Raw genomic sequence first — 18,930 nt, forward strand, 5'->3', positions numbered from 1 at the left:
GCGCGCCCCCGGCCGGCGGCCCAGGCCGAGGCGCCGCCCGCGCAACCCGAGGCGGAGCGCTCGCTGCCGCTGGCCCCCGACAGTCTCGGCGCGCAGCTCCTGGTCGCGCTGAGCGAGCGGCTGGTCGGCATCGGCGAGACCACCATCGCGGTGGTGCAGACGCTCGCGGACGCGCCGCAGGTCTGGACCTGGGTCAACCGTGTGGCCGCCGACCCGGCCGCGCGCGCGGGCGTGCTCGACACGCTCTGGAAGATCGCGCTCGTGCTCGGCGCGGGCATCCTGGTCGAGCGGCTGCTGATCCTGGCGCTGCGGCCGGTGCGCGCGCGCCTGCTCAGGCGCGAGCCGGCGAACTGGACCGCGCGCGGGCTCGCCGCCGGCGCCGATTTCGTGCTCGACGTGCTCCCCATCGTCGCCTTCGCGATCGTCTCCTACAGCCTGATCACGGCGGTGGAGCGCTGGCCGTCGCGCCAGATCGTGCTGCTGGTGGCGAACAACGCCTATCTCGCCGCACGGCTCGCGCGCGCCCTCGGCCGGCTGGTCTTCTCGCCCGACGCGCCGTCGCTCCGGCTGATCCCGCGCATGTCCGACGAGACGGCCGCCTATGCGCAGATCTGGCTGCAGCGCATCACCACGGTCGGCGTGATCGGCTATGCCGCGACCGAGGCCGCGCTGGTGTTCGGCCTCGACCGCGCGGCCCATTCGGGCCTGCTCAAGCTGCTCGGCCTGATCATCACGGTGCTCCTGATCCTGATCGTGATGCAGAACCGCGAGGCGGTGGGCGACGCGATCCGCGCCGGACCGGGGACCGGCGGCCCCTGGGCGGTGGTGCGCAACCGGCTCGCCGATGTCTGGCACATCCTGGCCGCGCTCTATCTGGCCGCCGCCTGGGTGGTGACCGCGCTCGAGATCGAGGACGGCTACGGCCGCATCCTGCGCTTCACCGTCACGACGATCCTGGTGGTGGGGCTGGCCAAGCTCGCCGAGCTCGCGATGCGGCGCGCGCTCGAGCGCGGCTTCGCGGTCAAGCGTGCGACCGCCGAGCGCCATCCGGGGCTGGAATCCTGGGTCAACCGCTACGTGCCGGCGCTGAAGGGCGTGCTGGCGGGCGCGATCTGGGCCTTCGCGGCGGTGGTGATGCTGCAGCTCTGGGGCTTCGGTGCCTTCGACTGGTTCCGCCCGGGCCAGCTCGGCAGCCGCCTGCTCGGCGCGGTCGCCTCGATCGGCATCACCGTGCTGATCGCGCTCCTCGTCTGGGAGAGCGCGAACGCCGCGATCCAGCGCCATCTCGACCGGCTCTCGCGCGATGCGCAGGCTGCGCGCAGCGCGCGGGTGCGCACGCTCCTGCCGATGCTGCGCACCTTCCTGATGGTGGTGATCGTGGTCGTGGTGGCGCTGATCGCGCTCTCGGAGATCGGCGTGAACATCGCGCCGCTTCTGGCCGGCGCCGGCGTGATCGGGCTGGCGATCGGCTTCGGCTCGCAGCGCCTGGTGCAGGACCTGATCACCGGCATCTTCCTGCTGATGGAGGACGCGATCGCGGTCGGCGACGTCGTCAACGTCGCCGGCCAGGGCGGTGTCGTCGAGGCGCTCTCGATCCGCTCGATCCGGCTGCGCTCGCTCGACGGCACGGTGCACATCATCCCGTTCAGCGCCGTGAACATGGTGTCCAACATGACCAAGGACTTCGCCTTCGCCGTGTTCGATGTCGGCGTGGCCTACCACGAGGACACCGACCGGGTGGTGGAGGTGCTGAAGGCCGCCGCCGAGGAGATGCGCGGCGAGGACCGCTGGGCGGCGGTGATCCGCGAGCCGCTCGAGATCCTGGGCGTCGACCGCTTCGCCGACAGCGCGGTTGTGATCCGCGCGCGCTTCCGCACCAACCCGGGCAGCCAGTGGTCGGTCAGCCGCGAGTTCAACCGCCGCTACAAGAAGGCGTTCGATGCGGCCGGGATCGAGATCCCGTTCCCCTACCGCACGGTGGTGCTGAAGGGGGAGGGCGGGACCCCGGCGCTGACGGTGGACGAGAAGCGCGCCATCGCCGCCGCCGGCGCGGCCTGATGCCCGGCGCGGGCGGGGCGCTACGTCTCGAGCCGGTAGCGGAAGTCGCAGTGGCTCGCCCCGCCCATGATCGTCTGCGTGCGGGTGAGCTTGAGGCGCGGGTCGTAGCCCTCGCAGAACGCGCCGTCGCGGTTGCAGGAGAGGATCGCGCCGAGATGGCCGATCCCCATGGCCCTGTAGGTCTCGGCATAGCGGCAGCGCGTGACGTTGAAGTGGAACTCCGTCTCGCTGCGCTTCAGCACCTCGATCCGCAGCGCGTCGTCCCTGGTCCAGGCCGGCAGAGTCGCCTCGAAGGTGGCGAGGTCGGTCCTGCCCTCCGGCGCCTTGCGGGCCCATGCCGCCCCTGCCGCCCTGGCCATCCGGATCACCGCGCGGGCGAGGATCTCCCGCGCCCGCGCCTCGCCGAGCTCCGCCGCCATCTCGTCGTAGATCTCCTTCGCGAAGGCCGCCTCGATGGTGCGCTGGCGCAGGATGCCGATCTCGTCGCTCATGGCCCGTCCATTCCCTGGTCCGGCGCGGACAGTAGCGCCGGGGTTGCGGCGGGCGGAAGCCCGCGCAACGATGCGCGCCAGGACCGGGACGAGGAGGGAACGATGATCCGCCGCCGCGCGCTGCTGGCTGCCCCGGCGCTGCTGATCCCGGCGCAGGCGAAGGCCCAGGACCCGTGGCCGTCGCGGCCGGTGCGCGTGATCGTTCCCTCCGCTCCCGGCGACGGTGGCGATTCGATCGCGCGGCTCTACGCCGCGAAGCTGCAGGAGGCCTTCGGCCAGCCCTTCCCGGTCGAGAACCGCACCGGCGCGGGCGGGCGGATCGGCACCGAGGCGGCCGCGCGCGCCGCCCCCGACGGCCACACGCTCATCATGGGCAATGCCGGCAGCCACGGTATCAACGGCGCGGTCTACCGCAACCTCCCCTACGACCTGGTGCGCGACTTCCAGCCCATCAGCCTGCTGGTGGAGGCGCCCAACGTGCTGGTGGTGAACCGCAAAGTGCTGGATGTCGGCTCGGTCGCCGATCTGATCGCCCATGCGAGGGCGCGGCCGGGCCGGCTCGACTACGCCTCGGGCGGGGTCGGCACCTCGGCGCATCTCTCGATGGAGCTGTTCAAGTCGATGGCCGGGCTCGAGATGCAGCACGTGCCGTTCCGCGGTGCCGCGAACGGGCTGCAGGCGCTCGTCTCGGGCGCGCCGCCGGTGATGTTCGTCAACCTGCCGCCGGCGATGGCGATCATCCAGCGGGGCGAGCTGCATGCGCTGGCCGTGACGTCGATGCAGCGCACGCCGGATCTGCCCGACACGCCCACCGTGCACGAGAGCGGCCTGCCGGGCTTCGAGACCATCGCCTGGTTCGGGCTGCTGGCACCCGCGGGCACGCCGCGCCCCGTCGTCGACCGGCTGCATGCGGCCTGCGTGACGATCGCGTCCCTGCCCGAGACGGTCGCCGCCGTGCGGCGGATCGGCGGCTTCCCGCGCGCCACCACGCCGGAGGAGTTCCACGAACGCGTGCGCGACGATGTCGCGAAGTGGCGACGCCTGGTGGCCGAGAAGAACCTGGCGCTGGAGTAGCGGGTGCGCATCGCCGCCATCCGCTTCGCGGGCGTCAACGTCACGCCGAAGACCAACTGGTCGTTCGTACAGGTCGCGACCGAGGATCGGCGCACCGGCACGGGCGAGTGCACGCTGGCGAACCACGAGGCCGTGCTCGCGCTCGAGGTCGCGCGGCTGGATGCGGCGCTGCGCGGGGCAGACGCGCGCGACCGCAACGCCCTGGCGCGACTGCTGCCGCACGCGCCGGGCGGGCTGGTGCGCCATGCCGCGATCTCGGCCCTGGAGCAGGCGCTCTGGGATCTCGCCGGGCAGGAGGCCGGTGTGCCGATCTGGCGCCTGCTCGGGGGGCGGCTGCGCGACCGTGTCGCGCTCTACGCCAACATCAACCGCGGCGTGGCCGAGCGCGTGCCCGAGGGCTTCGCCGCCGCCGCCCGCCGCGCGGTCGCGGACGGGTTCGGGGCGGTGAAGCTCGCGCCGTTCGACCCGTTCGTCTGGGAGGATGCCGCCGCCCCGGACCAGCGCGCAGCCTATGCCCGGGGGATCGAACGCATCGCCGCCGTGCGCGAGGCGGTCGGTCCCGGAATCGACGTGATGGTCGACTGCCACTGGCGCTTCTCCGCCGGCGGCGCGGCCGCGCTGGTGCGCGACCTCGCGCGCTTCGACCTGTTCTGGCTCGAATGCCCCCTCGCCGAGGCGAACCTCGGCGAGCTCCGCCGCATCCGCGCAATGGCGAACGATCGCGGCATGCGGCTCGCCGGTGCGGAGACGCTCGCCGGGCTCGCGGGCTTCGCCCCCGTGATCGCCGCCGGCGCCTATGACGTGCTGATGCCCGACATCAAGTACTGCGGCGGGTACGAGGAGATGCGCCGGATCGCCGCGCTGGCCCAGGTGCACGGCATCGAGATCGCGCCGCACAACCCGACCGGCCCGATCTGCCACGCCCACACGGTGCATGCCTGCGCCACGATCCCGAATCTCGGCCGGCTCGAAGTGCAGTTCGGCGAGACGCCGCTGTTCTTCGGCATCGCCGCCGGCACCGTGCCGGCGATCTCGGGCGGGGCGGCGCCGGTGCCCGACCGGCCGGGCCTCGGCGCCGCGCTCGCCGAGGGCATCGCCGCCGAACGCCCCTGGATCCCGATCCCTTCCCCCTGGCTCGACCCGAGGCTCGGCTGATGCATGCGCGCATTCGCGACACCACGCTCTATTTCGACGTCGACGGCGCGGGCCTCGTCCCCGACGGGCCGCGCATGCGCGAACGCCCCGTCGCCTTCGCGATCCATGGCGGGCCCGGCTCGGACCATTCCGGCTTCAAGCCAGGCTACGCGCCGCTGACGCGCGCGATGCAGCTCGTCTATTTCGACCATCGCGGCCAGGGTCGGTCGGCGCGCGACGGCGATCCCGCGCGCTGGACCCTCGACGAGAACGTCGAGGACATGGAGGCGCTCAGGCGGCATCTGGGGCTCGGCCCGATCGTGTCGATCGGCACGAGCTACGGCGGCATGGTCGCCATGGCGCATGCCGCGCGCCACCCGGACGCGGTCTCGCACCTGATCCTGGTCGCCACCGCCGCGCATGGCGGGTTCATCCACCGCGCGCGCGCGATCCTCGCCGAACGCGGCACGCCCGAACAGCAGGCGATCGCGGCGGCGCTCTGGGAGGGCGGGTTCCGCAGCGAGGAGGACGTGCGGCGCTTCCACACCGTGATGGGCCCGCTCTACTCGCGCCGCTTCGACATCGGGAAGGCGGGGCCCGCGCTCGCGCGCCTGCCCTATGCGCCCGAGCCGCTGAACCGGGCCTTCGGGCCGGACGGCTTCCTGCGCCGCTTCGACCTCCGCCCCGAACTCGCCCGCATCACCGCGCCGACCCTGGTCATCGCCGGCCTGCACGACTGGATCTGCCCGCCCGAGTTCTCCGAGGAGATCCACCGCCTGATCCCGGGCTCGCGCTACGCGCTGTTCGAGAACAGCAGCCACTCGATCCGCGCCGACGAGCCGGAACGGCTGATGACGGCGATCCTCGACTTCGTCGGCGCCCCCGTCACGAATTGACGCGCGGGCACGGCGGCCGCAGGCTCACCCTGACGCAACGGAGCAGGGAGACGGACGATGCGCATCCTGGCGGCGGTGGCCCTGGCGGCCGCGATGGTATTCGGACCGGCCCAGGCCAGGACCTTCACCTGGTCCTTCACCTCCGACGTGCTGACGCTCGATCCGCATGCCTCCAACAACACCTTCACCAACGCCTTCATCAACAACATCTACGAGGGGCTGACGCGGCACAACGCGAAGCTCGAGATCGAGCCCGCGCTCGCCGAGCGCTGGGAGCTCGTCTCGCCGACCGTCTGGCGCTTCCACCTGCGCCGCAACGTCGTGTTCCACGACGGCTCGGCCTTCGACGCCGACGACGTCGTGTTCACCTGGGCGCGGCTGAACACGCAAGGCGCGCTGGCGCGCCCGACCATTGGCCCGGTGAGGGAGGTGCGCAAGATCGATTCGCACACGGTCGAGTTCGAGACCACCCAGCCCTTCCCGGTGTTCCTCTCGGCGCTCACGCACTTCTTCGTCATGGACAAGGAATGGAGCGAGCGCGTCGGCGCGACCACCGCCTCGGACCTCTCCGCCCAGCGCGAGAGCCCGGCGGCACGGCAGGCGAACGGCACCGGCCCGTTCCGGCTGCGCGCGCGCGAGCCCGACACGCGCACCGTGCTGGAGGCGAACCCGCGCTGGTGGGACAAGCCCGAGCACAACCTGACGGAGGTGGTGTTCCAGCCGATCCGCAGCGCCGCGACGCGGACCGCGGCGCTGCTCTCCGGCGCGCTCGATGCGACGGTGGAGATCCCGATCCAGGACATCCCGCGCATCGAGCAGAACCCCGCCCTCCAGGTCGTGCAGGGGCCGGAGCTGCGGACGATCTATTTCGGCTTCGACCACTTCCGCGACGAGCTGCTCTACAGCGACGTGAAGGGGAAGAACCCGTTCAAGGACCGGCGCGTGCGCCAGGCGATCTACCAGGCGATCGACGTCGAGGCGATCAGGCGCAGCGTGATGCGCGGCCAGTCCTGGCCTGCCGGGATGATGGCCTCGCCGTTCCTCAACGGCGCGCCGCAGGACCTGAACACGCGGCCCTACCCGTACGATCCCGAGGCGGCGAAGAGGCTGCTCGCCGAGGCGGGATATCCGAGCGGGTTCTCGGTCGGGCTCTCCTGCCCGAACGACCGCTACGTCTATGACGAGCGCATCTGCCTCGCGGTGATCGGCATGCTCGGCCGCGTCGGCATCACCGTGCAGCCGCAGATCGAGCCCCTGAACGTCTGGTCGCGCCGCGTGAACACGCACGACCTCTCGATGTTCATGCTCGGCCATGCCGGGCTGCCGCTGATCGACGCCTGGTACGTGCTGTCCGAGGTGATCCAGACCAAGGGCGAGCGCGTGGGCGGCCTGAACAGCGGGCGCTACTCCAACCCGAGGATCGACGCGCTCACCCAGGCGGCGAGCCGCGAGACCGACGAGACGAAGCGGCGGGTGCTGCTGCGCGAGGCCTTCGCCCTGGAGCGCGAGGACATCGCGCATGTGCCGCTGCACCAACAGCCGATCGTCTGGGCCTCGAGGAAGGGCATCGAGCTCGCCCAGGCGCCGGACAACCGGCTGCGCCTCTGGCTGGTGCGGATGCCCTGATGCGGGACGCGTCGCTCATCATCCGGGGCGGGGTCGTCGTCACGATGGACCCCGCCCGGCGGGTGATCGAGGACGGCGCGGTCGCGCTCGCGGGCGACCGCATCGCCGCGGTCGGCCCGCGCGCCGAGGTCGAGGCCGCGTGGCGCGCGCGCGAGGCGATCGAGGCCAGGGGCCGCGCGATCCTGCCGGGCTTCATCGACGGCCACGCGCACGCGGGCCACGGCCTGGTGAAGACGATGGGCGGCGGCGACTCCGAGGCCTGGTCCGAGGCGTGCCGGATCATCTACACCCTCGCCTCGCCGCCCTCGTTCTGGCGCGCGGAGGCCGAGCTCGCGGCGCTGGAACGTCTGCGCAACGGCGTCACCACCGGCGTGTCGCTGCTCGGCGGCGGCGATTCGATCATGCGCACCGACGATCCCGCGCATGGCGACGCCCATTGCGAGGGCGTGGCCGCGGTCGGCATCCGCGCGGTCGTCGCGGTCGGGCCGACGCGGCCGCCGCATCCGCGAGAGTACGCCGTCTGGGAGAACGGTACCGAACGCCGCCGCGCCGTCAGCTTCGAGCGCCAGGTGGAGACCTGCGCGGCGCTGATCGAGCGCTGGCACGGCGCGGCCGAGGGGCGGATCGCGATCGCGACCCTGATGCCCGTCTATCGCGAGGAGCGGCACGATCCCGCCAGGGTCGCCGAGATCGAGCGGCAGGGCCGGATCATCCGCGACCTCGGCAGGAAGCACGGCACGCTGTTCCACCAGGACGGCCACCGTGCCGGCTCGATCGCGATGGCCGACCGCATGTTCGGGCTCTGCGGTCCGGATGCGTTCTTCAGCCACTGCACCGATCTGACCGATGCCGACATCGAGACGCTGGTACGCACCGGCACCTCGGTCGTGCACAACAGCTCGGCGATCGCGCAGGTGCGCGGCCACTGCCCGGTGCCGCGGCTGATCGAGGCGGGGGTGACCGTGATGATCGGCTCGGACGGCACCGCACCCGATCGCGGCACTGACATGTTCCGCCACATGGTGATGTGCGCGCGGGTGCACCAGCGCGCGGCGCGCGACGAGCGGCTGATGCCGCCCGGCAAGCTGCTCGAGATGATCACGATCGACGCCGCGCGGGGGATCGGCCGCGCGGCCGATCTCGGCAGCCTGGAGGTCGGCAAGAAGGCGGACATCATCACGGTCGATCTCGCCACGCCGCACGCCTATCCGCCGAACATGCCGGTGCATCGCCTCGTGTGGTTCGCGCAAGGATCGGACGTGCGCGACGTGATCGTCGACGGGCGCGTGCTGATGCGCGACCGGACGGTGCCGCATCTCGACGAGGCCGCGATCCTCGCCGCGGCCGCGCGCGAGACCGAGACGATGCTCGCACGCAGCGGTCTTGCCCATCTGACCCGCATGGATCCGGGCTGGGGCCGCATCCGGCTCTGATGGCGCCGGCCGATCTCTGGATCCCGATCACGGTCGGCGCCGCGCTGCTCCAGACCTGGCGCACCGCCCTGCAGCAGAAGCTGCGCGGCGCGCTGTCGGCCGACGGTGCGGCCTTCGTGCGCTTCCTCTACGGCGCGCCCTCGGCCGCGGTGCTGCTCGCGCTCTGGTGCGTCGCGACGTCGCGCCTGCCGCCCCCGCCGCACGCCTGGTTCCTCGCCCTCTGCGCCACCGGCGGCGTGTTCCAGATCCTCGGCACCTCGCTCCTGATCCGCGCCTTCGGCTACCGCAACTTCGCCGTCGGCACCGCCTACTCCAAGACCGAGGCCGTGCAGGGCGCGGTCGCGGCCTGGATCATCCTGGGCGAGGCACTGACGCCGATCGCCTGGGTCGGGATCGCGGTCGGCGCGGGCGGTGTGCTGACACTGTCGCTGCCGAAGGGCGGCACCACGGTGGGGGCCTTCCTGCGCTCGTCGATCCAGCCGGCCGCGGCGTGCGGGCTCGGTGCGGGCGGCGCCTTCGCCCTCTCCGCGGTGCTGTTCAAGATGGCCAACTTCACGCTCGCCGGGCCGGACGCGATCCTGCGCGCGCTCGCCACCCTTCTCGCCACCAACATCCTCCAGACGCTGATCATGGCCGCGTGGCTCGCCCGCCGCGAGCCGGAGCAGCTCCGCCTCGCCGTCTCCACCTGGCGGGGTTCGGGGCTCGTCGGCGTGCTCTCGGCCTGCGGCTCGGCCTGCTGGTTCTCGGCCTTCGCGCTCGCCCCGGTCGCGCTCGTGCGCGCCCTCGGCCAGGTCGAGATGGTGTTCACCCTCGCCTTCAGCCGACTCTACCTGCGCGAGGTGGTCCGCCGCGAGGACGTGATCGGGCTCGCGCTGGTGGTGCTCGGCGTGGTGCTGATCCTGGTCGGGCGATGAGCGCGCGCGGGCGCTCCTGCACATGCCCGACGGGCCGCCTCGCTCCCCCCGAAGCCCGCCCCTAGGCCCCCTCGAACAGCGCCAGCACCGCCTCGCGCGAGACCTCCTCGACGCGCGCGGGCTGCCATCTCGGATCGCGCGTCTTGTCCACCACCTGCGCGCGCACGCCCTCGGCGAAATCCGGGTGGCGGATCACGCCGCGCGTCAGCCTGAGCTCCATCGCCAGGCATTCGGGCAGCGTCATGGTCGCGCCGCGCTTCAAGAGCTCCGCCGTCACGCAGAGGCTGGTCGGCGACATCCGCCTGAGCGTCTCGAGCGTGCGCCTGGACCACTCCGTTCCCTCGGCCTCGAGCGCGCGGAGGATCGCCATCACGTCGTCGGCGGCGAAGCAGCGGTCGATCGCGGCGCGGTCGCGCGCGAGCAGGCTCTCGGGCGGGGCGTGCGCATGCGCGGCGAGCGCGGCGACACCGTCGCGCGCGAGCGCCGCCTTCAGCGCCTCGAGCGACGCCCGCGGCACGTGGTGCGTTGCAAGCCCTGCATAGATGGCGTCGCCGGGCGATACCCGCGCGCCGGTGAGCGCGAGATAGAGCCCGAGCCTGCCCGGCAGGCGCGGCAGGAAATAGGACGCACCGATGTCCGGGAAGAGCGCGATCGCCGTCTCGGGCATCGCCATCACCGCGTGTTCGGTGACCACGCGGTGACTGCCGTGGACCGAGAGCCCGAGACCGCCGCCCATCGACAGCCCGTCGATCAGCGCCACGTAGGGCTTGGGGTATTCGGCGATCATGCGGTTGACGCGGTACTCGGCGGCGAAGAACGCCTCCGAGGCGGCGGCATCGCCGCGCAGCACGTTGTCGCGGATCAGCCGGACATTGCCGCCGGCGCAGAACGCGCGCCCGCCCGCGCCCTCGATCGTCACCAGCCGCACGGCCGGATCGTCGCGCCACGCGGTCAGCGCCGAAGCCAGCGCGGCGATCATCTCCGGGTCGAGCACGTTGAGCACGCGCGGGCGGTTGAGCACGATCCGCCCCACGCCGTGCGCGACCTCGGTCAGCACGCTGGGCTCGGTGGCGGCGTCGGTCATGGGCGGCTCCTGCGATCGATCGGCCGATCGCCTACCAGCCGCACCTGCGGCGGGCAACCGCGGCCCGGCGGCAGGCTGGTCCCCGGGCGTCGGTTGCGGGTCGGATCCGCCCCGCATCGGGGTTCCCTCCCCGGCTGGGCGATGCCCAGATCGGGCGCATGACGGCGCGGGCGGCTCGGCCCACTAGATGTGGTGTGCCGGCCACAGCGTTCCCCAATATGCAGATGATCCTATGGCACAGTCCCGTCTCCCCTTGGTAGCCTTCCGACTCCGCCTGTCCCTTCCCGAGAGATCCTGCCCATGACCGTGATGCCGGTGCCGCCTGTCTCGTCGAGCCAGCCCCTGCTGCCCTGGGGCGAGACGCCGGCCCGCACCTACGCCCCGGGCATGGGCCAGGCGGTGGCCGACCGGACGATCAACCGGCGCATCGTCCGCCGCCTGCCGGCGCCCGAGCGCGTGCCCTTCGAGGTGCCGCGCGACGACTCCACCTCGCTCGAGAGCCAGCTCGCCGCCTGGGCGCGCCGCCAGGGCTGGGCCTATGAGGGGCGGTTCTTCGTCGAGCATGGCGACGACCGGCGCGTCTCCGGCTGGATCGAGGCGGTCGGGCGGATCGAGACCGAGTCCTGGGCCGACGTGGCGGAGCGGGTGGCGCTCGGCAACGCGCTGCTCGAGCCCCGCCCGGAGTGGCGCGAGGCGGAGCGGGCGACGCTGCGCCATCACCTGCGCCAGGCTTCGCTGCTGATGAGCGGGCGGCATCTGCAGCACGGCGACGCCTCGCAGCCGACCCGCAACATGGAGGTCTTCACCAACTGCTCGACCGCGGCGACGAGCTTCCTCTGCTACCTGCTGCTGCTGAACGGCTCGGGCGTCGGCCGTGCCTACGACGACGCGATGATGGCGGTCGACTGGGCGAACGACATGCCGATCGTCGTCCCCGTGATCGACTGGAGCCATCCCGACGTGCAGGCCGGTCACATCACCGGGTTCCTGACGCGCCGCGACGCCGAGCACCTCTACGCCTCGCACGGGCGGATCGTCGTGCACGAGGTCGCCGACAGCCGCGAGGGCTGGGCCAAGGCGGTGGAGGTGGTCGAGCGCCTCGCCTTCGAGCGCCGGCGCGACGACGTGGTGCTGCTCGACTTCACCGGGGTACGCCCGAAGGGCGCGCCGATCATGGGCATGCAGGGCCGCCCCGCCTCGGGACCCGGGCCGTTCATGCACGCCCTCTCCCGGGTGGCGATGGTGCGCGGGTCGGGCATGGAGCCCTGGCGCGCCGCGCTGTTCGTCGACCACTACCTCGCCGAGTGCGTGCTGGTGGGGGGAGCCCGCCGGTCGGCCCGGATGAGCACGAAGACGTGGCGGGACCGCTCCGTGCTCGGCTTCATCTCGGTCAAGCGCGGCGGGTTCCTCTGGTCGTCGAACAACTCGATCACCGTCGATGCCGCGTTCTGGGCGCATGTGCACCGGGCCGAGCCCGACCCGGCCTGGGACGCGGCGACGCGCGAGGAGTGGGCGCACGCCCATGCGGTGTTCGAGGCGGCGGTGAAGGCCGCCTACGACGACCAGACCGGCGAGCCGGGCTTCATCAACCAGGACAAGCTGGTCGCCAACGACGAGGGGCTCGACGCCTACGAATCGGGCGCGCTGTTCGTGGGCAGCGACAAGTACCAGCCGGACGCCGAGACGCATCCGCTGCTGCGCGACCTCGTCCGGCGCGCGCGCGCCTCGCGCTACACCCAGATCACCAATCCCTGCGGCGAGATCAGCCTGTTCATGCTGGGCGGCTACTGCGTGATCGCCGATGTCGTGCCCTACCACGCCGCGGACGACGACGACGCCGAGGCCGCGTTCCGTGCCGCCGCGCGCGCGCTGATCCGCGTCAACCTGATGGACTGCCTCTACCGGCCGGAGACGCGGCGCACCAACCGCATCGGCGTCGGCATCACCGGGCTGCACGAATGGGCGCTGAAGCGCTTCGGCCTCGGCTTCCGCGACATGATCGACGAGCGGCGCGCGAGGCCGTTCTGGATGATGCTGTCGCGCTTCAAGCGCGCGGTGCGCGACGAGGCGGTGCGCTACTCGGCCGCGCTCGGGCTCACCGCGCCGCACACCGACACCACGATCAAGCCCGCCGGCACGACCAGCAAGCTGTTCGGCCTGACCGAGGGGGCGCACCTGCCCTCGATGCGCGAATACCTGCGCTGGGTGCAGTTCCGCAACGACGACCCGATGGTGCGCGAATACGCCGCCAAGGGCTATCCGGTGAGGAAGCTCACCACCTATCGCGGCACCACCGTGGTCGGCTTCCCGACCAAGCCCGAGATCGTGCGGCTCGCCGACGAGCTCGGCCTCGCGGACGCGCTCGTCACCGCCGGCGAGGCGACGCCCGAGGAGCAGTACCGCTACCTCCAGCTCCTCGAGAAGTACTGGATCCGCGGCGTCGACGAGCAGGGCGAGCCGCTCGTCCCCGATACCGGCAACCAGGTCTCCTACACCCTCAAATACGACCCGAAGGTTGTGAGCTTCGAGGCGTTCCGCCGCGCCGTCCTCGACCTCCAGCCGACGGTGCGCGCCTGCGCGGTGATGCCGCAGGCCGACACCACCGCCTACGAGTACCAGCCCGAGGAGCCGGTGACGAAGGCGGAATACGAACTCATCGCCGCGGCGATCGCCGGCGCGCAGGCGAAGGAGGAGGTCGGGCGCGAGCACGTGGACTGCGCCGCGGGCGTCTGCCCGATCGATTTCGGCACCAACGAGGCGAGCCAGAAGGCGGCCTGAGGCCGCGCGGGACTGGCAGCGCCGCCGCGCCCGGGACCAGGACCGTCATGCCGGCGAGCGGTGGGGCTCGCCAGCATGCGTGCCTCCGCTACGCGGCAGCCGCGTTCGCCGGAATGCGCCGCTGCGCGAGCGTGCTCAGAAGCGCCGGCACGCGCTCGGCCGCGCAGGGCCGGCTGAACAGGTAGCCCTGCGCCTCGGTGCAGCCCTCCGTGCGCAGGATCTCGAGGACCGCCCCCGTCTCGACGCCCTCGGCCGTGGTGCGCATGCCGAGCGACCGCCCGAGCGCCGCGATCGCGCGCACGATCGCCCGGCTGTCCGGCTTGGAGTCGAGATCGCGGATGAAGGACTGGTCGATCTTGATCTTGTCGAAGGGGAAGCTGCGCAGGTAGCCGAGCGAGGAGTAGCCGGTGCCGAAATCGTCCATCGCGATGCGCACGCCGAGGCCGCGCAGCCGGTGCAGCAGCGCCCCGGTCGCAGCCTCGTCCTCGAGCAGCAGCGACTCGGTGATCTCGATCTCCAGCCGGCTCGCCGGCAGGCCGGAATCGGCAAGCGCGGTCGCCACCGTCGCGACCAGATTCGGATCACGGAACTGGACCGCCGAGACGTTCACCGCCACGCGGATGCCGTCCGGCCAGGCGGCCGCATCCGCACAGGCGCGGCGCAGCATCCAGGCGCCGATCGGCACGATCAGGCCGAGCTCCTCCGCGACGGGGATGAACTCCACCGGCGAGACCATGCCGCGCGCGGGATGGCGCCAGCGCAGGAGCGCCTCGAAGCCGACCACGCGCCCGGAGGCGAGCTCGACGATCGGCTGATAGGCCGCCTGGAACTCCTCCCGCTCCAGCGCCTGCTTCAGGTCGGCCTCCAGCGCGCGGCGCCGCTGCGCGGCCGCATCCATCTCCGGCTCGAAGAAGCGGAACGCGCCGCGCCGCTCGCGCCGGCAGAGCTCGAGGGCGAGCTGCGCGTGGCTCAGGAGCGCATCGTGGGTCGCCCCGTCGCGGGGCGCCAGCGCGATGCCGACGGAGGCGCCGAGCTCGACCGTCTGCCCCTCCACCACGAACGGCTTCGCAAACGCGGCGATCACGCGGCGGGCCAGGGCGGCGGCATCCTCGCCCCGTTCCAGCCCGGTCTGCACCACCGCGAACTCGTCGCCGCCGAGGCGGGCGACGCTGTCGGTCTCGCGCACGCAGGCCCTCAGCCGCTCCGCCACCTGGCGCAGCACCTGGTCGCCGGCCGGATGGCCCAGCGACTCGTTGACGGCGCGGAACCCGTCGAGGTCGAGGGCGAGCAGCGCACAGTGCCCGCCGCGCGCGCACTGCGCCAGCGCGTGATCGACCCGTTCGCGCAGCAGCAGGCGGTTGGCCAGGCCGGTCAGCCCGTCATGGCGGGCGAGATAGGTGATCTGCGCCTCGGCGCGCCGCCGTTCCGTGATGTCCTCGTAGGTGACCACCCAGTGTCCGCCCGGGATCGGCTCGTGCGAGATCGCGATCACGCGCCCGTCGGCGAGGTCCTGGAAGCTGGTGCCCGGCTCGCCGCGGGCGACGAAGCCGAGCCGCTCGCGGACCAGCGTCTCGGTCACGGCGGGGCTGTGGTTGCCGGCGGCGATGCTCTGCATCAGGAGGTCGCGGAAGGTGATGCCCGGACGCACCACCTCGGGGTCGAGCCGGTAGATCTCGTAGAAGCGCCGGTTGGCGACCAGCAGCCGGTGCTCGGAGTCGTAGAGGCAGAGCCCCTGCGACATGTTGTTCAGCGCCGCGTCGAAGCGGAGATTGGCCTCCTCGAGCGCGGCCTGCTGACGCTTCAGGGCGGTGATGTCGGAGAGCACGAGCACGAACCCGCCGTCGTGCACCGGGCTGCGCGCCACGCGCAGCCAGCGCCCGTCCGCGGTCCTGAGTTCCGCCTCCTCGGCGGCGAGGTCGAGCCCGGCGGCGCGCGCCAGCGCCTCGGCGGGCGTTCCCGGGGCGAGCAGCGCCGCCGCCGCGGGGAGGAACGCGGCGACCTGCCGGTTGGCGATGACGATCCGTCCGTCGCCGTCGACCAGCATCACGCCCTCGCGCGACCCCTCGATCGCGTCCACCAGCCGCCCCTGTGCGGAACGCCGCGCCGCGACCTCGCGCTCCATCATCGCCCGGATGTTGTCGCGCATCGTCGCCATGGCCCGCAGCAGGGCGCCGAGCTCGTCGCCTCCGGCCGCGGGGATCGGCGTGTCCAGCCGCCCGGCGGCGATCCCGCGCGCGGCGGCCGAGGCGGCGGCGACCGGACCGAGGATCCGCCGCCCGAGGAGCCAGGCGACCAGCGCGCCCAGAATGAGGCCGATCGCGGTCGCCGCCGCTCCGGCCTCGCGGATGACGCCGACCTGGGCGCGTGCCGCGCGCTCGGCGCGGAACGCATCGCCGGCGATATGGTTCACGACCACGTCCAGCGCCTCGCGCATCTCCGCCGAGAGCGCGGCGATGGGCGCGCCGTCATCCGCCTGTTCGGCCGCCCTGCGCCAGCGCGCGAACAGCGCGAGCGCCGCCTCGAGTGCGGCGCGCGTCTCCGCGGACTGGGCCCGCTCGCGCACGATCGCGAGGTCCCCCTCGACCTGCTCGGCGAGGGCGGCGAAGCGTCCCCCAGGCGCGGCGGAGGAGGCTCCCGGCGCGCGGCCGTCACGCGCCAGCATGGCTTCGAGGGCGACGAAGTCGGCCTGGGCCGCGCGCGCGTAGCTGGTGGCGATGACGGCGTTGTCATAGGCGCGCGCCGCGATGTCGTAGGTGAGCGAGACGTTGCGCACGCCCACATAGCCGATCGCGCCGGCAATCAGGCCGAGCGCCAGGAAGCCGACCAGGATCGGGGCGCGCAGCCCGACCGGCCTGCGCCCGGACCGGAGGCGCTGCCCCGGCCCCGACGGAGACGGCGAGGGGCTTCCGCGCGGCATGGGCCCGGATCATCGGCGCTGCGCCTTAACGTCGCCATAACGCTGCGCCGCGACGGAGCGATTACGCTTGTTTCATGCGTCTGCCGCAGGCTCGGCCGCGAGATCGGGTGGAGACATGCGCATGATCGACCCGCATCCGATTCGATGACGTGACAGCCGCCAGGCGAGGAGGACATTCCGCTCCGTTTACCGAACAGACTGCCCGCCATCCTCGCGCGGATGCGGCTCGAGGTGACGGTGCGCTGACCGGCTTGCCCGCCGGCCGCGGCGCTGGCAGCGTGCCGCGCCGATGCCTCCGTTCCCAGCCCCGATCGTCCGCTTCCTCGGCGTCGAGAAGTCCTACGACGGCCTGACGCGCGTGGTGCGCCATCTCGACCTCGAGATCGCGCGCGGCGAGTTCCTGACCCTGCTCGGCCCCTCGGGCTCGGGCAAGACCACGACCCTGATGATGCTCGCCGGCTTCGAGGAGCCGACCGCCGGGCGGATCGAGGTCGAGGGGCGCGACGTCTCCCGCCTGCCGCCGCACCGGCGCGGCATCGGCGTGGTGTTCCAGTCCTACGCGCTCTTTCCCCACATGACGGTCGCCGAGAACGTCGCCTTCCCGCTCGCGGTGCGCGGGGTGGCGCGGGCCGAGCGCGCGGCGCGCGTGGCGCGCGCGCTCGAGATGGTGCGCCTCGGCGGGTTCGGCGACCGTCGCCCCGCCCAGCTCTCGGGCGGCCAGCAGCAGCGCGTGGCGCTGGCCCGCGCGCTCGTCTTCGAGCCGGCGCTGGTGCTGATGGACGAGCCCCTGGGCGCGCTCGACAAGCAGCTCCGCGCCGAGATGCAGCTCGAGATCCGCCACCTGCACGAGGCGCTCGGCGTCACGGTGGTCTATGTCACGCACGACCAGGAGGAGGCGCTGACGCTCTCCGACCGGATCGCCGTGTTCCACCAGGGCGCGGTGCAGCAGCTCGACGCGCCCGCCGCGCTCTACGAGCGCCCGGCCAACGCCTTCGTCGCCCGCTTCATCGGCGAGAACAACCGGCTCGCCGGCACGGTCGCCGAGATCGATGCGGTCGACGGCATGGCGCGCGTCGCGCTCGCGGGCGGACGCAGCCTCTGGGCGATGCGCGGCGACTGCGGGCCGCCGGGTGCCGCTGCGGTGGTGTCGATCCGGCCCGAGCGGATCGCGCTCGCCGCCGGGCCGGCCGCCGATCTCTCGGAGGATGCGATCCCGGCACGCGTGCTCGAGACGATCTATCTCGGCGACCACGTGCGGGTGCGGCTCGCGCTCGAGGGCGGGGCGGAGGTGATGGCGAAGCGGCCGATCGCGGCGGCCGATCCGCGGCTCGTGCCGGGCGCGGAGGCCGCGGTCGCCTGGCAGCCCGAGCACGCGATCGCCTTCGCGCCCGAGCCCGCCGATTGAGCACGCCCGGTCTCCGCCGCTAGACTCGCCGGCCGGTTCCGATCGTCTGGGGAGAGAGCCACCATGAAACCGCTGATCCTGGCCGCTGCCCTGGCCGCGGCCGCGCTCGCCGCGCCCGCGGCCGCAGCCCGCGACCTGACCGTCGTCTCCTGGGGCGGGGCGTACCAGGACGCCCAGCGCGCGGTCTATTTCCAGCCCTTCATGCAGGCCAGGGGCATCCGCCTGCTCGAGGAGACCTGGGACGGCGGGGTCGGCGTGCTGCGCGCCAAGATCCAGTCGGGCGCGAACAACTGGGACGTCGTGCAGGTCGAGAGCGAGGAGCTGCTGGTCGGCTGCGAGGAGGGGCTGTTCGAGCGGATCGACTGGGCGCGGATCGGCGGGCGCGCCGCCTATCGCGAGGATGCGGCGCATGAGTGCGGCGTCGGCGCGATCTACTACTCCTTCATCCTCGCCTATGACCGCGCCCGCATCACCGGCGAGGGCCCGAGATCCTGGGCCGATTTCTGGGACGTGCAGCGCTTTCCCGGCAAGCGGGGCCTGCGGCGCGGGCCGAAGACCAACCTCGAGATCGCGCTGATGGCCGACGGCGTGCCGGCCGCCCAGGTCTATCCGATGCTGCGCACCGAGGCGGGCGTGGAGCGTGCCTTCCGCAAGCTCGACGCGCTGCGTCCGCATCTCGTCTGGTGGACCGCCGGCTCGCAGCCGCCGCAGCTGCTCGCCTCCGGCGAGGTGGCGCTGACGAGCGCCTACAACGGCCGCATCTCGGCGGCGAACAGGAACGACGGGCGGAACTTCGCGATCGTCTGGACCAACAACCTCTACACGATCGACTCCTGGGTGATCATGAAGGGCTCGCCCAACCTCGCCCAGGCCTACGCGTTCCTCGCCTTCGTCGGCCAGCCGCAGGCGCAGGCGCAGCTGCCCCCGCGCATCCCCTACGGCGTGCCCGCGATCGGCGCCGATGCGCTGATCCCGGCGGCCGTGAAGGCCGAACTGCCGACCACCGAGGCGAACATCGCGACCGCCCTGCACATCGACGATGCGTTCTGGCTCGAGAACATCGACCGGCTGACCCAGCGCTTCAACGCCTGGGCGGCGCGCTGAGGGGCCGGCACGGCGG

The 18,930-nt window shown here is 72.7% G+C and carries 13 protein-coding genes; 10 read left to right on the forward strand and 3 right to left on the reverse strand.

The annotated features are described in order from the left end of the window. Positions 1 to 2,058: mechanosensitive ion channel family protein (locus FK498_RS01450; RefSeq protein WP_141851035.1), on the forward strand; the 2,058-nt coding region annotated here is incomplete at its 5' end. Between the two features lie 20 nt (positions 2,059 to 2,078). On the opposite strand, the gene FK498_RS01455 is transcribed toward FK498_RS01450, so the two are convergent. Continuing rightward, the gene (locus FK498_RS01455; RefSeq protein WP_141851036.1) at positions 2,079 to 2,549 is read right to left on the reverse strand and encodes an L-2-amino-thiazoline-4-carboxylic acid hydrolase; all 471 of its coding nucleotides are present in this window, start codon (positions 2,547 to 2,549) and stop codon (positions 2,079 to 2,081) included. 102 nt (positions 2,550 to 2,651) lie between these two features. Between FK498_RS01455 and FK498_RS01460 the strand changes: the two genes are divergently transcribed. Genes FK498_RS01460 through FK498_RS01485 form a run of 6 tightly spaced genes read left to right on the forward strand, consistent with a single transcriptional unit; the run spans position 2,652 to position 9,626 of the window. Then, a complete protein-coding gene (locus FK498_RS01460; RefSeq protein WP_141851037.1) occupies positions 2,652 to 3,623 on the forward strand; it encodes a tripartite tricarboxylate transporter substrate binding protein in 972 nt (323 codons plus the stop codon). 3 nt (positions 3,624 to 3,626) lie between these two features. Next, positions 3,627 to 4,778 carry a mandelate racemase/muconate lactonizing enzyme family protein gene (locus tag FK498_RS01465; protein ID WP_141851038.1) on the forward strand — a complete coding sequence of 384 codons (1,152 nt, stop codon included), beginning with the start codon at positions 3,627 to 3,629 and terminating at the stop codon, positions 4,776 to 4,778. Beyond that, positions 4,778 to 5,653, forward strand: a complete 876-nt coding sequence (locus FK498_RS01470) for an alpha/beta fold hydrolase (protein ID WP_141851039.1) — start codon at positions 4,778 to 4,780, stop codon at positions 5,651 to 5,653. The genes FK498_RS01465 and FK498_RS01470 overlap by 1 nt, the downstream gene beginning before the upstream one ends. Before the next feature lie 57 nt (positions 5,654 to 5,710). After that, positions 5,711 to 7,279, forward strand: coding sequence for an ABC transporter substrate-binding protein (locus tag FK498_RS01475; protein WP_141851040.1), 1,569 nt, complete (start codon positions 5,711 to 5,713; stop codon positions 7,277 to 7,279). Further along, positions 7,279 to 8,712: an amidohydrolase family protein gene (locus FK498_RS01480; protein ID WP_141851041.1), complete on the forward strand. Its 1,434-nt coding sequence runs from the start codon at positions 7,279 to 7,281 to the stop codon at positions 8,710 to 8,712. Before FK498_RS01475 ends, FK498_RS01480 begins: the two co-directional genes overlap by 1 nt. Further along, positions 8,712 to 9,626, forward strand: a complete 915-nt coding sequence (locus FK498_RS01485; protein ID WP_141851042.1) for an EamA family transporter — start codon at positions 8,712 to 8,714, stop codon at positions 9,624 to 9,626. The genes FK498_RS01480 and FK498_RS01485 overlap by 1 nt, the downstream gene beginning before the upstream one ends. Positions 9,627 to 9,687: 61 nt before the next feature. Here FK498_RS01485 and FK498_RS01490 read toward each other — a convergent pair whose 3' ends face one another. Continuing rightward, on the reverse strand, positions 9,688 to 10,710 hold the full coding sequence (locus FK498_RS01490; protein ID WP_141851043.1) for an enoyl-CoA hydratase/isomerase family protein: 1,023 nt from the start codon (positions 10,708 to 10,710) through the stop codon (positions 9,688 to 9,690). Positions 10,711 to 11,010: 300 nt separating this feature from the next. Here FK498_RS01490 and FK498_RS01495 point away from each other — a divergent pair, with 300 nt between their 5' ends. Continuing rightward, complete coding sequence (locus FK498_RS01495; protein ID WP_141851044.1) at positions 11,011 to 13,488, forward strand: ribonucleoside-diphosphate reductase; 2,478 nt, start codon at positions 11,011 to 11,013, stop codon at positions 13,486 to 13,488. Between the two features lie 88 nt (positions 13,489 to 13,576). Here FK498_RS01495 and FK498_RS01500 read toward each other — a convergent pair whose 3' ends face one another. After that, positions 13,577 to 16,405, reverse strand: coding sequence for an EAL domain-containing protein (locus FK498_RS01500; protein ID WP_141851045.1), 2,829 nt, complete (start codon positions 16,403 to 16,405; stop codon positions 13,577 to 13,579). Positions 16,406 to 16,694: 289 nt separating this feature from the next. Between FK498_RS01500 and FK498_RS01505 the strand changes: the two genes are divergently transcribed. Both FK498_RS01505 and FK498_RS01510 read left to right on the forward strand, forming a co-directional pair. After that, a complete protein-coding gene (locus FK498_RS01505) occupies positions 16,695 to 17,810 on the forward strand; it encodes an ABC transporter ATP-binding protein (RefSeq protein WP_141851046.1) in 1,116 nt (371 codons plus the stop codon). A 63-nt stretch (positions 17,811 to 17,873) separates the two neighbouring features. Further along, positions 17,874 to 18,914, forward strand: a complete 1,041-nt coding sequence (locus FK498_RS01510) for an ABC transporter substrate-binding protein (RefSeq protein WP_141851047.1) — start codon at positions 17,874 to 17,876, stop codon at positions 18,912 to 18,914. Positions 18,915 to 18,930 lie beyond the last annotated feature (16 nt).

Origin of the sequence: Elioraea sp. Yellowstone, from assembly GCF_006704265.1 — a bacterium.
Taxonomy (GTDB): Bacteria; Pseudomonadota; Alphaproteobacteria; order Acetobacterales; family Acetobacteraceae; genus Elioraea.

Excerpts from the sequence above, each read along its gene's own strand:
- FK498_RS01455 (WP_141851036.1), bottom strand. The coding sequence starts at position 2,549 with ATGAGCGACGAGATCGGCATCCTGCGCCAGCGCACCATCGAGGCGGCC.
- FK498_RS01460 (WP_141851037.1), top strand. The coding sequence starts at position 2,652 with ATGATCCGCCGCCGCGCGCTGCTGGCTGCCCCGGCGCTGCTGATCCCG.
- FK498_RS01470 (WP_141851039.1), top strand. The coding sequence starts at position 4,778 with ATGCATGCGCGCATTCGCGACACCACGCTCTATTTCGACGTCGACGGC.
- FK498_RS01475 (WP_141851040.1), top strand. The coding sequence starts at position 5,711 with ATGCGCATCCTGGCGGCGGTGGCCCTGGCGGCCGCGATGGTATTCGGA.
- FK498_RS01480 (WP_141851041.1), top strand. The coding sequence starts at position 7,279 with ATGCGGGACGCGTCGCTCATCATCCGGGGCGGGGTCGTCGTCACGATG.
- FK498_RS01485 (WP_141851042.1), top strand. The coding sequence starts at position 8,712 with ATGGCGCCGGCCGATCTCTGGATCCCGATCACGGTCGGCGCCGCGCTG.
- FK498_RS01490 (WP_141851043.1), bottom strand. The coding sequence starts at position 10,710 with ATGACCGACGCCGCCACCGAGCCCAGCGTGCTGACCGAGGTCGCGCAC.
- FK498_RS01495 (WP_141851044.1), top strand. The coding sequence starts at position 11,011 with ATGACCGTGATGCCGGTGCCGCCTGTCTCGTCGAGCCAGCCCCTGCTG.
- FK498_RS01500 (WP_141851045.1), bottom strand. The coding sequence starts at position 16,405 with ATGCCGCGCGGAAGCCCCTCGCCGTCTCCGTCGGGGCCGGGGCAGCGC.
- FK498_RS01505 (WP_141851046.1), top strand. The coding sequence starts at position 16,695 with ATGCCTCCGTTCCCAGCCCCGATCGTCCGCTTCCTCGGCGTCGAGAAG.
- FK498_RS01510 (WP_141851047.1), top strand. The coding sequence starts at position 17,874 with ATGAAACCGCTGATCCTGGCCGCTGCCCTGGCCGCGGCCGCGCTCGCC.